14 protein-coding genes are annotated in these 12,196 nt (G+C 42.8%); 10 read left to right on the top strand and 4 right to left on the bottom strand.

The features are described from left to right. Positions 1-44 precede the first annotated feature (44 nt). Entirely contained in the window at positions 45-635 is a 591-nt protein-coding gene (gene def / locus K7G75_RS13040; RefSeq protein WP_222984677.1) for a peptide deformylase, read from the bottom strand. Positions 636-638: 3 nt separating this feature from the next. Beyond that, the gene (gene ruvX, locus K7G75_RS13045; protein ID WP_222984678.1) at positions 639-1,049 is read right to left on the bottom strand and encodes a Holliday junction resolvase RuvX; all 411 of its coding nucleotides are present in this window, start codon (positions 1,047-1,049) and stop codon (positions 639-641) included. Positions 1,050-1,148: 99 nt separating this feature from the next. Here ruvX and K7G75_RS13050 point away from each other — a divergent pair, with 99 nt between their 5' ends. After that, a complete protein-coding gene (locus K7G75_RS13050) occupies positions 1,149-1,964 on the top strand; it encodes a 2,3,4,5-tetrahydropyridine-2,6-dicarboxylate N-succinyltransferase (protein WP_222984679.1) in 816 nt (271 codons plus the stop codon). Positions 1,965-2,156: 192 nt separating this feature from the next. After that, the gene (locus K7G75_RS13055) at positions 2,157-2,960 is read left to right on the top strand and encodes a glycosyltransferase family 2 protein (RefSeq protein ID WP_222984680.1); all 804 of its coding nucleotides are present in this window, start codon (positions 2,157-2,159) and stop codon (positions 2,958-2,960) included. Here K7G75_RS13055 and K7G75_RS13060 read toward each other — a convergent pair. Next, positions 2,942-3,775 carry a glycosyltransferase family 2 protein gene (locus K7G75_RS13060; RefSeq protein WP_222984681.1) on the bottom strand — a complete coding sequence of 278 codons (834 nt, stop codon included), beginning with the start codon at positions 3,773-3,775 and terminating at the stop codon, positions 2,942-2,944. The genes K7G75_RS13055 and K7G75_RS13060 overlap by 19 nt on opposite strands. A gap of 66 nt (positions 3,776-3,841) precedes the next feature. Between K7G75_RS13060 and K7G75_RS13065 the strand changes: the two genes are divergently transcribed. Genes K7G75_RS13065 through K7G75_RS13090 form a run of 6 tightly spaced genes read left to right on the top strand, consistent with a single transcriptional unit; the run spans position 3,842 to position 9,290 of the window. Then, complete coding sequence (locus K7G75_RS13065; RefSeq protein WP_222984682.1) at positions 3,842-4,660, top strand: glycosyltransferase family A protein; 819 nt, start codon at positions 3,842-3,844, stop codon at positions 4,658-4,660. A 2-nt stretch (positions 4,661-4,662) separates the two neighbouring features. Next, the gene (locus tag K7G75_RS13070; protein WP_222984683.1) at positions 4,663-5,223 is read left to right on the top strand and encodes an L-threonylcarbamoyladenylate synthase; all 561 of its coding nucleotides are present in this window, start codon (positions 4,663-4,665) and stop codon (positions 5,221-5,223) included. Between the two features lies 1 nt (position 5,224). Continuing rightward, on the top strand, positions 5,225-6,655 hold the full coding sequence (locus K7G75_RS13075) for a CCA tRNA nucleotidyltransferase (protein ID WP_222984684.1): 1,431 nt from the start codon (positions 5,225-5,227) through the stop codon (positions 6,653-6,655). Next, positions 6,652-7,665 (top strand): COX15/CtaA family protein, encoded by a 1,014-nt coding sequence (locus K7G75_RS13080; protein ID WP_222984685.1) that lies wholly within the window; start codon positions 6,652-6,654, stop codon positions 7,663-7,665. The genes K7G75_RS13075 and K7G75_RS13080 overlap by 4 nt, the downstream gene beginning before the upstream one ends. A gap of 41 nt (positions 7,666-7,706) precedes the next feature. After that, positions 7,707-8,201 (top strand): IS1096 element passenger TnpR family protein, encoded by a 495-nt coding sequence (locus K7G75_RS13085; RefSeq protein ID WP_222984686.1) that lies wholly within the window; start codon positions 7,707-7,709, stop codon positions 8,199-8,201. Between the two features lie 30 nt (positions 8,202-8,231). Next, the gene (locus tag K7G75_RS13090; protein WP_222984687.1) at positions 8,232-9,290 is read left to right on the top strand and encodes a nucleoid-associated protein; all 1,059 of its coding nucleotides are present in this window, start codon (positions 8,232-8,234) and stop codon (positions 9,288-9,290) included. Here K7G75_RS13090 and K7G75_RS13095 read toward each other — a convergent pair. Further along, entirely contained in the window at positions 9,287-10,363 is a 1,077-nt protein-coding gene (locus K7G75_RS13095) for a hypothetical protein (protein WP_222984688.1), read from the bottom strand. The two genes, K7G75_RS13090 and K7G75_RS13095, sit on opposite strands and share 4 nt — an antisense overlap. A gap of 74 nt (positions 10,364-10,437) precedes the next feature. Between K7G75_RS13095 and K7G75_RS13100 the strand changes: the two genes are divergently transcribed. Beyond that, positions 10,438-11,334, top strand: coding sequence for an ABC transporter ATP-binding protein (locus K7G75_RS13100; protein WP_222984689.1), 897 nt, complete (start codon positions 10,438-10,440; stop codon positions 11,332-11,334). An 11-nt stretch (positions 11,335-11,345) separates the two neighbouring features. After that, positions 11,346-12,179, top strand: a complete 834-nt coding sequence (locus tag K7G75_RS13105) for an ABC transporter permease (protein WP_222984690.1) — start codon at positions 11,346-11,348, stop codon at positions 12,177-12,179. The last annotated feature ends 17 nt before the right edge of the window (positions 12,180-12,196 follow it).

Consider the following 12,196-nt stretch of genomic DNA (forward strand, 5'->3'; position numbering starts at 1 on the left):
TTTCTGGGCGTAAAATTATGTTTTTATCCCAAATCCAATTTTTTTTAACGTCTTTTTTTGATGCTGGGAAACCGCATCTTGTATTCCACCTCGATTTTTCCCTTGGAAATTTTGTCCAGTCTGCTTTTTAAAAGTCTTTTCTTTAAGGATGAGAGCTTGTCGGTGAACAGAATTCCCTCGATATGATCGTACTCATGTTGTATGACCCGAGCCAACAGTCCGTCAAAAGTCTCTGTGTGAGAATTGAAGTTCTCATCCAGATAGCTGATGGTTATTTCCGGCTTGCGCTTTACATCTTCCCGAATATCCGGAATACTCAGGCATCCTTCATTGAAGTTCCATTCCTGGCCATTCTGTTCCTCAATCTTTGCATTGATGAACACTTTTTTAAAATCCTTTAACCGATCTTGTTCTTCTTGGCTCAATTCCTCATCATCGGCAAAGGGTGATGTATCCACCAAGAAAAGTCGTATCGGCAATCCAATTTGCGGGGCTGCCAATCCCACACCGTGGGCATTGTACATGGTCTCCCACATGTTGGAAATCAACTCATCCAATTTGGGATAATCTTGGGGCAGATCTTCCGCGACCTTTCGTAAAACGGGGTCTCCGTATGCAACTATGGGTAAAATCATAAACTATTTTCTGTTAAGGTAGGCCTGCAAAATAAGTGTCGCGCTTATTTCATCCAGCTTGGCCTTGTCCTGACGCTTTTTTTTCTTCATTCCTCCTTCAACCATGGATTGCATGGCCATTTTGGAGGTAAACCGTTCATCCTGTCGTTCAATCGGGATATGTGGAAATCGCTGTGAAAGTTTTTCCATAAAAGGTAGGATAAGCTCTTCAGATTCCGACGGTGTGCCATCCATCTGCTTGGGTAGACCAATCACAATTCTTTCCACGACTTCCTTTTCTTCATACTCGGAAAGAAATTGCATCAGATCACTGGTCTGGACTGTGGCCAAGCCAGAGGCAATAATTTGAAGTTCGTCGGTTACCGCTATTCCTGTCCGCACTTTTCCAAAATCCAAAGCCAAAATTCTCGCCAAAGCAATTTTTTGGCAAAAATAGCGCAAAAATGTTACGCGGTTAAAATAGGGGCCAATATTCTGGCAAGGGCATTATCTTTGCCCAAATTTAACATGGACATGACAGATTTACGAGCAACGGTTGAACAAGCATGGGAAAATAGGGATTTGCTTAAGGAGGAATCTACACAAAAAGCCATCAGGGAGGTGATAGACCTTATTGATACGGGCAAACTTCGCTGTGCGGAGCCAACCAGCACTGGTTGGACCATTAACGAATGGGTCAAAAAGGCCGTGGTGCTCTACTTCCCCATTCAAAAAATGGAGGTTTTGGAAGCGGGAATTTTTGAATACCACGACAAAATTCCATTGAAAAGAGGATATAGGGAGAAGGGCGTTAGGGTGGTCCCCCATGCGGTCGCAAGGCATGGTGCATATATTTCTAAAGGGACCATATTGATGCCCAGCTACGTTAATATTGGTGCCTACGTGGATGAAGGCACCATGGTAGATACTTGGGCCACTGTTGGAAGTTGTGCTCAGATTGGAAAAAATGTCCATTTAAGCGGAGGTGTTGGTATTGGGGGTGTGCTGGAGCCGTTACAGGCTGCTCCAGTGATCATTGAGGATAATGCTTTTATAGGTTCCAGATGTATTGTTGTGGAAGGTGTTCGGGTTGAGAAGGAAGCCGTATTGGGGGCCAATGTTGTGCTGACTGCCTCCACCAAAATTATTGATGTAACCGGTGACGAGCCCAAAACTTTAAAAGGTATTGTGCCTGAACGGTCAGTTGTTATACCCGGGAGTTATACCAAAAAGTTTGCGGCGGGAGAATTTCAAGTGCCATGTGCACTGATAATTGGTAAGCGAAAAGCGAGTACGGACAAAAAAACCTCTTTGAACAATGCATTGAGGGAGCATGATGTTGCTGTTTAAAAAAAATGTTAAACCAAAAGCAACCCTTTTTCATTATTTAATCCTATAGGATAGAAGACAACCTCAACATTACATATACAGAAGGTAGGGTTTTTTTGATTTCAGTTGTTGTAAGAAAAACTGACTGCGCAACAATTTTTACCCCATTTTTTTGTTATAATTTTGTCAAACCAATTTTGAATACCAATAAATATGGCTGAATTGAGCGCCCCAAAGCAAAAATTGTCAGCATTGATCATAACCTACAATGAAATGGGTTACATTGAAAAATGTATAGAATCGGTTTCGTTTGCTGATGAAATCCTAGTAGTAGATTCCTATAGTACGGATGGCACTTTTGAGTATCTTCAAAACCATCCGAAGGTCAGGGTACTCCAAAATCCTTTCGAGAATTTTACGGCCCAGAAGTCCTTCACCCTCAAACACGCTTCCAACGATTGGATTCTTTTTGTGGATGCCGACGAAATAGTCACCGATGCACTTCAAAAAGAAATAACGCAGACCATTAACAACCCAAACGCCTGCGAGGCCTATTGGTTCTACCGTAGGTTTATGTTCCAAAATGAACCCTTACACTTTAGTGGCTGGCAAACAGACAAAAACCATAGGCTCTTTAGAAAAAGTAAGGCCAAGTTCACCGATAGGAAAATTGTCCATGAAACCTTGGAGGTTAATGGTAATTCCTGTGTTCTTAAGGAAAAATTGGTGCACTACTGCTATAAAAACTATGAGGATTACAAAGGAAAAATGTTGAAATACGGTCAATTAAAGGCCAAGGAAGCTTTTTATAAGGAAAAGCATTTCAACTATTTTCTCATGGTCTTCAAACCGCTTTGGAAATTCTTCAACCACTACGTTTTGCGACTGGGGTTTTTGGATGGAAAAAAAGGCGTTATCGTCTCTTATTTGAATGCCTTGGGTGTATTGGAAAGATTTCGTGAACTTAAACGATTGGAAAAGAAAAACGAGCTCGCCTATTATTTGGTGATGCCATAGTGGGTCCAAACCATTTTTTGCAATCGGGTCTCCCTTCGTATGGCCCTGTTCCTTGCGATGGATTCCGGAGTCTTATATCCCCTCTTATGATCTAGGTGTACACAAACCGCACTGTATCGGAGCTGTTTGGACTTTATCCCAAAATTGAACAAGCGTTCCCCAAGTTCCCGGTCCTGACCACCATATTGCATACGCTCGTCGAAGCCATTCACATTCATGATGTCCTTCTTCCAACCAGAAGAATTGTGTCCGTTCCAACTGGCGTTGGTCGGTGTTAGGGTATTCAGAAATTTTGAAATTACCCCTCTTGCCCTTAGTTTGTTGTTCTTGAATGTTTTGGGAATGCCTTTTTCCTTGAGCCAATTGATGTTGAAACAGTTCTGTTTTTCAATATCCTTCAAGGTAATCATCTTGGAAATGTTCATGGGAAGCATGTAATAGCCTCCCGAAATGAAATAACCTTCTTCTTTGTTGATGTAATGTACCTCTACAAAATCTTCCCTGGGAATGCAATCCCCGTCCGTCATTATGATGTATTCCGCATTGCACGACTCGACAGCCTTGTTCAGAATCCTGGATTTTTGGAAACCATCATCCTCTTGCCAAACATGGATGATCTCATAAAAAACCTGAGGGGCAAGTTCTTCCAAGAGTGCTTTTGTCTTTGGTCCTGAACCGTCGTCGGCTATTACCACCTCAAAATCCTTGAATATTTGGCAATTGAAGCCCCACAACACTTTTTTTAACCATTCTTCGGCGTTATAGGTGCTTACGATAACGGAAATTTTTGGAGCTTCCTTTACTTTCTGCTTCATCTTCGCAAAAATAGAAATATTAAATGTTATCCCATATCCTTAATTTTGCAATAACAAAATCCTTATATGAAGGTAAAAGAAATACCCATTTCGCTTTTTGAGCAATTCAAGCTAACAATAACATCCCAAAACAGTTTAGTTCGTGACAAAAAGCATATTCCGGTAATTGTATCCTTGGCATCCATACCATCAAGATTGGGAATTGTGCATTTGACCATACGGAGTATTTTGAATCAAGACGTGCTGCCAGAAAAAATAGTTTTATGGCTCCATAAGGATTTGCAAACCGATATTCCCAAAAAGCTTGAAGATTTACAGGGAGATTTTTTCGAAATTAGATATACAGATTATTCCAGTTCCCATAGAAAGTTGGTAGAACCGCTAAGAATTCATCCAGAGAAGATAATTGTCACATGCGACGATGACATGATGTATCAAACGGATTGGCTCTCCAAACTTTACGAATCCCATCTTAAAAATCCCAATTGTGTCATGGCCAATCAGACTCGCTGTATTTCCCATTCCAAATCAGGGGATTTGCTGCCTTATAGCCTATGGGAGTCCAAATCAAGAAAGTGCGAGAATCCCAAAGCCACGTTACCTATCGGAGCTGGAGGTACATTATATCCCCCATGGGTAATGGATGATAAAGTATTTGACCGGGAACTGTTCATGCAGCTAGCACCAAAAGCGGATGACCTATGGTTCAAAGCCATGACCCTGTTAAACGGAACGCTTTCCAAACAAACCGAAAACAACGATAAGGAACCAATCCCTATTTGGGGATCTCAAAAAACATCATTAAAAAAAACAAACATCAAAGAGGACAAGAACCGCACCCAGTGGTTGGCCCTTTCTGATTACTTTCAACTAAAAGTATACTGATCTTGATAGAGGAAATCAACAATTGCATAAGGGAGCTCAAAAAAGGAAACCTCATATTATACCCCACCGACACGGTTTGGGGCATTGGCTGTGATGCCACGGACCCCGAGGCCGTTAAAAAAGTATATGCCCTAAAACAACGGGAAGATAGCAAGGCCTTAATCTGTCTTGTGTCCAATCAAGCCATGCTGGAGCGCCATGTAAAACACGTTCCCGAAGTGGCCTATGACATCATGGATTTGGCCACCAAACCTACCACCATTGTTTTTGATGAACCATTGGGTATCGCCCCCAACCTGATTGCCTCGGACAATACCCTGGCCATAAGGGTGGCCTCGGATAAATTTTGCCAATACCTCATCAACAAATTTGGCAAACCCATTGTGTCCACATCAGCCAACATTTCTGGTCAACCCACCCCAGGAAACTTCAAAGAGATTGACCCCAAAATTTTAAAAGGAGTGGACTATGTGGTAAATTTGCCGGACGAAAGCAACAACCCTTCTCCCTCCTCGATCATAAAATTGGGCAACGACGGGCAGGTTAGGGTAATCCGGGAGTGAAATGACGCAGGAATTCCATAAAGAAGCCATACAAAACCCCATTTTTGAGACAATTGGAAAAACCGCTGAGGAGCTAGAAGTGGATGCCTATGTGATCGGTGGTTTTGTGCGTGATCATTTCTTAAAAAGGGATACCCCAACCGATATCGATTTTGTTGCCATTGGAAGTGGAATTCAACTGGCCAAACACGTGGCCTCCAAACTGAAGGGCAAACCTGAGGTGACGGTATTCAAAAATTTTGGAACGGCCATGATCAAATATGAGGGCATGGAACTGGAATTTGTGGGGGCCAGAAAAGAAAGCTATCACCGGGACAGCAGAAAACCCATTGTTGAGGATGGCACACTGGAGGATGACCAAAACCGCCGTGATTTCACCATAAATGCAATGGCACTTGCACTAAACCCAAAAAACTTTGGCGCTCTTTTGGACCCTTTTGATGGCATGGGCGATTTGGACAAAAAAATCATTCGCACACCATTGGAACCCGGCATCACATACTCCGATGACCCCCTGCGTATGATGCGGGCCATAAGGTTTGCAACTCAACTGGATTTCCATATTGCATTGCCCTCCCTAAAAGCGATCGCCCAACACAAAGACCGTCTGAAAATCGTTTCCAAAGAACGTATCGTGGACGAACTCCACAAAATACTGATGAGCCCCAAGCCTTCCGTAGGCTTTGCTTTGATGCACCAAACCGAACTTTTGCCTTTAGTACTGCCGGAGCTTAAAGCACTTCAGGGTATCGAGGAAATAGAAGGGCAACGCCACAAGGACAATTTTTGGCATACACTGGAAGTGGTGGACAACATTGCCCAGACCACCGATAACCTTTGGTTGCGCTGGGCGGCCCTGTTGCACGACATTGGAAAGGCCCCGACCAAAAAATTCCACAAAAAAATCGGGTGGACCTTCCATGCGCATGAATTTGTGGGTGCCAAAATGGTTTACAAACTCTTCAAAAGGCTCAAAATGCCCTTGAACGACAAGATGAAGTTTGTCCAAAAAATGGTGTTGATGAGTTCACGGCCCATCATCCTGGCAGAAGAGCATGTGACCGATTCCGCGGTAAGACGCCTGGTATTTGATGCTGGTCAACATGTCGACGAGCTCATGACTCTTTGTGAAGCGGATATCACGACCAAAAATCCACGAAAACAAAAGAGATATAGAAACAACTTTCAACTTGTTCGGCAGAAAATTGTTGAGGTCGAGGAACGGGACCACATTCGCAACTTCCAACCTCCCGTTTCCGGTGAGGAAATCATGGCAACCTTCAACCTAAAACCGTCCAAGGAAATAGGCATCATAAAAGAGGCCATCAAGGAGGCCATTTTGGAAGGTGAGATTCCCAATGAGCATGGGGCCGCCTATCAATTTATGCTGAAAAAAGGAAAGGAAATGAATTTAAAGGCCCATTCAGAATGAAGCGGAACAAATACGTAATATATTGGTTATTAACGGGATGCGCTCTTATTTTTATTATGGTACTGGTGGGTGGCATCACACGGTTGACGCACTCGGGGCTTTCCATTTCGGACTATAAATTGATACAGGGAACAATTCCCCCGATGAACGAACTGGAATGGCAGGCGGCTTTTGACCTTTACAAACAATACCCTGAGTACCAGAAGCTCAACTACCATTTTGATTTGGAGGATTTTAAACAAATCTATTTTTGGGAGTGGCTGCATCGGGTCATTGGCAGGTTCATCGGTATAGTGTTCATTGTTCCCTTTCTGTTCTTTCTATGGACCAAGAAATTGGACCGGGCCACGGTAAAAAAATGTTTGCTACTACTTTTTTTAGGGGCATTTCAAGGATTTTTGGGTTGGTATATGGTGAAAAGTGGTCTTGTGGACCTCCCCGATGTATCCCATTATCGCCTGGCCGCACATTTGACCACGGCATTCATCACTTTTGCGTACAGCCTTTGGGTTGCCCTAGACTTGATTTTTCCAACGAAAAAAGAAGTACATACTGGAATTCGGAACCTTATCCGGGTGGCGTTGGCCGTACTTTTGATACAGATAGTTTGGGGCGCCTTCGTGGCAGGGCTGGACGCAGGCTTCATTCACAACGATTGGCCGATGATGAGCGAGGGAAAATTGATGCATGAAACAGTTTATATTGAGCAGCATCCTTTGCTTAAAAACTTCATTGAAGGAAGAAGTGGGGTACAGTTTGTACACCGCTATCTGGCCTATATTGTTGTCGCATTTATGCTTGCCATATGGTATAAAACAAGAAAGACAGGCAGGACATCCTGGCAGGAAAAAGGGATTCAATCCATTTTGATTTTGGTTCTTTTGCAGTTCTTGCTGGGCGTGTTGACCTTGATTTATGCTGTTCCGCTATGGTTGGGCGTGGCCCATCAAATCGGTGCATTTTTTCTGTTGGCCGCCACTACCTTTACCTTGCACAGGTTCACCAAATAATGGCGAATTGTCGTAAATTTGTGCCACTTTAATTTTTTTCGATGATTTATAAAGTCAGGATTATCCTGGATGCCGAGGAAGATATTTTTAGGGATATCGAAATTGAGGACAGTAATACTTTGGAGGAATTTCACGATGCCATTACCCAGGCATTTGGATTTGAAGGAGGTGAAATGGCTTCTTTTTATACCTGTGACGAAGAATGGAACCAAGATGAGGAGATTGCACTTTTCGACATGGGGGAAAACGGTTCGGATATCCGACTAATGAATGAGACGTTTTTGGAGGACGTACTTTCGGAGAACAGCCCTAAACTGATTTATGTGTACGATTTTTTCAGCATGTGGACCTTTTTTGTGGAGTTGGCCGATATTATTGAAAAAGAGGATGGAAGGGCTTATCCCAACCTTTTGTTCAGTTTTGGGGAGTTGCCAGATTCACCCCCAGAGAAAACATTTGAATCCAAGCCCAATATGGAATTTGAGGATCCACTGGACAATTATGATGATTTTGACTTTGACGAAAACTGGAACTAAAACCCATTTGCCCTTTAACCCTTCACCCTTATGCTGAACTTCTATAATGCCCAAATCGAAAACATATCCCTGCACCGTGTGGGGAACAAAAGCAAGAACGAAACAGCCTTTTTATCCGTGGAGCCCTATACCCTGAACGATGAAATGGCGGGGCTCCTCAAGGAATACTTTTTTAGGCCTTTTAGGGAAAAGGAAGAAAATTATTTCCGGTTTTCGCATGAAGCGGATTTGGAATTCAACGAGGTATTTAATGCCATTTCGAAGATTTTCAGCAATCCCCGGGATACACACACACAATCCAAAAAAATAACCACACATCTGTTCGAGCAATCCAACCATCCCCATATCAAAAGCGGAGAGGTATTTATAGCCCATTTTTCAGATGTTGTGTTGGATAACCAAAAAACGGAAGCTGTCGGTATTTTCAAAAGTGAATTGAAGCACGATTTCCTTCAATTTGGTGAAAAAGACCAAAACCTCGATGTTTATATTCGTCAGGGAATCAATACCAATAAACTGGATAAGGGATGTCTGGTGCTCAATGTAAGCCAGGAAGAGGGTTACAAGGTGCTTTCCGTGGACAGTAATCGATACGATGCCAAATATTGGTTGGAAGATTTTTTGGGCCTTGTTCCTTTGGCCGATGAAAATTTTTACACCAAGAACTATCTCAAGTTCTGCCAAAATTTTGCCAAGGATGTGGTGTTGCCTGCGGAAGATAAACAACAGGAAGTGCTCTTCATGAACAGGGCCGTGAATCATTTTGCTAAAAACGATGCGTTTGAGGAGTCCTCCTTCTTGAACGAGGTCATGGAAAATCCGGATTTGATCCCTGAGTTTAAACACTACAAGGTTGAGAAAGGCCCAAAATACAGCATTGAGGATGTTTCCAACTTTGATATTTCCAACAAGGCGGTTTCCGATACCCGAAAAAAAATAAAGAATGTCATCAATCTGGACACCAACATCCAAATAAAAATGGATTTTATCAACCCGGAATCAGCGCAGAAATTTGTGGAAAAGGGTTGGGACGAAGAGCGACAGATGTATTACTATTTGGTCTATTTCAACAAGGAGCAGAAAAGCTAGAATTTCTTCTCAATAATCTGTTTCATGCTTACATCTTGGTAATTTCTTTTCACGAAATCCAGAGCAGTGGCCAGAATCTGGCCCATATTCTTGCATTTTTTGAATTCCACATCCATCGTGAAGTCGTGAAGCTCGGTTTTTAGCCGTTCTACATTTTCAGGCAGGGATATTTTATCCATTTTCACGCAGTTTATCAACCGTTTGATCCTGTTTCCAGAACTGATGATACGCTTGGCAACTATGGACCTTTCCTCTATTTTATATTGATCTACGGAATATTGCTGGAGCCTCTGCCCCACCAGATCTACCATTTTAAAATTCTCCTTAAAAAATTGGGGCAGGTATACTTTGAACTTTCCTTCAAAGCATTGCTGGTCAAAATCAATGGCCCTTATTCGGTAGACCACGTGGTCAAAATCGTGCACGGGCACAATCACATAATTATAGGATCTCATATCGCCCAATAACCGAATCATGCAGCGCTCATTGAACTTTACGAACTCCTTGGCCAATTGGGCCTGCTCGGACTTGGAGCATTTAGGTAAGATGTCCTTGATGAACACATCGCCGGGGATGCCCGCAATATGCTCTTCTATCAACGTGTCCTTGTACAATAAAAAGTTCAGGTTGTAGGGGGACAGCATGTGTTCCAATTCGAGGCCATAAACCCGAGAGGCATCCGTTTTTTTTATGTAAAAATGGGTGTAATTGTCATTGAGGATGTTCCTTACCTTGATGCGGAATGGCTTTGAGTTGCCAAAAGTGCAAAAATCCACGGCATCAATATTCAAATAGTCCAAAATGCGAGTACTACCGTCGGAATGCAGTATGGAATAGACTTTCTTCAGGCTCATATCTATTTCCGCCCGGTCAAAATCAGAATAATAGACCCGCACCCAAAGGGTGTCGTTCCCCTCATTGTCATAGACAACCACGGAGCCTGAAAAGCGTAACAGGTCATCGTAAAAGATGGGAATCTCTATTTTCCGGTTGTACCGCTCTAGATAACCATCCAACTTTTTGTTGATGGGAAACGCCGGTTTTTTCTTCGACATCAGTTTTTCCTCGGACATTCTTTCGCTATTTTGTAACAAATTTCCTTTGACCTCGTCAAGTTACTATAAACAAATCGAAAAACGATTCCGTCTTGCAAACAATACTGACCGTAACCAATCTAACAAAAAAATTCGGCTACATCACGGCCGTCAAGGACCTGTCGTTTACCATAGAAAAAGGCAATGTGTATGGCATTTTGGGACCCAACGGCAGTGGTAAGTCCACCACCCTGGGCATTATTCTGAACGTGGTGAACAGAACGGCTGGGGATTTTTCGTGGTTCGACGGAAATACCACGACCCACGAAGCGCTCAAAAAAGTAGGGGCCATTATTGAACGACCCAATTTTTATCCCTACATGACAGCGATCCAAAACTTGAAGCTGGTGTGCAAAATCAAAGAAGTGCCAGAAACGAGAATCCAGGAAAAGCTGGAATTGGTCGGACTTTGGGAACGTCGCAACAGCAAGTTCAAGACCTATTCCCTGGGAATGAAACAGCGTTTGGCCATTGCCTCCGCACTACTGAACGACCCCGAAATCTTGATTCTCGATGAACCCACAAACGGATTGGACCCGCAAGGCATCCATCAAATACGGGAGATCATTAAAAAAATTGCCGGCGAAGGAACTACCATTTTATTGGCCTCCCATTTGTTGGACGAGGTTGAAAAAGTGTGTTCCCATGTGGTCATCCTAAGAAAAGGAGAAAAATTGTACTCGGGTCCCGTAGGCGGCATGATGGCAAGCCATGGCTTTTTTGAACTGCGCACCGTAGACATGGAAAAACTACAGGCACTTTTGGAAAAAAATGCAAGTTTTGGGAAAATCACCCGCGAGAATGGCACATTGACAGCTTTCTTAAAGGAGGAAATGGACGCAGAAGAACTCAACAAAATGCTGTTTGATCAAGGAATGGTACTCTCTCATTTGGTAAAACGCAAAGAAAGTCTGGAAGAACAATTTTTGACCCTGACCAAGAACAACTAATCAAAAAACGAATGGTACGCTTACTACAGATAGAATTCATCAAACTTTGGAACAACCGGGCAAGCAAGGTCTTGATAACCTCCTATTTTGTGTTGCTCACCTCCATTGCCTTGATAGCAGCGATAAAATTTGACATTGGCCCGGTGCAATTCCACCTGGCCGATCAGGGTATCTTTAACTTTCCGTACATCTGGCATTTCAACACCTGGGTGGCTGCCATTTTCAAATTGTTCCTGGCCATTGTTATCGTGTCCATGATGGCCAATGAGTATAGCAATAAAACCATCAAACAAAATTTGATCGATGGGCTGTCCAAAAAAGAGTTCATCCTCTCCAAATTCCTGACTGTTATTTCCTTTGCCTTTATTTCCACAGTGTTTGTTTTTATAACCTCCCTTATTCTAGGGTTGATTTATTCAGATTATAATGAAATCTCCATCATCTTTTCCGACCTGGAGTTTTTGCCTGCTTTTTTTGTGAAACTTGTTGGGTTCTTTTCTTTTTGTCTGTTCTTGGGCATGTTAATAAAACGGTCTGCATTTGCCCTTGGTTTCTTGATCTTATGGACCATTTTGGAGCAGGCCGTATTTGGCATTTTAGGCTGGAAGTTCATGAGCTGGCCAGCGGCCAAACGCGTAAAGGACTTTTTTCCGTTGGAATCCATGATGAACCTCATTAAAGAGCCAGGTTCCCGTCTATCGGCGGTACAGAATATTGGTGACCAGATTGGGGAGAACTTTCGATTCGATTACCACACCTATTGGTACGAGTTTTTGATCGTCATCTTTTGGACCGCACTTTTCATCTATTTATCCTATGCTTTATTGAAAAAGCGTGATTTGTAGTATCTTGTAAGATGCTA

The sequence above is a fragment of the Flagellimonas meishanensis genome (assembly GCF_019880545.1).
In the GTDB taxonomy this organism is placed as follows: domain Bacteria; phylum Bacteroidota; class Bacteroidia; order Flavobacteriales; family Flavobacteriaceae; genus Flagellimonas; species Flagellimonas meishanensis.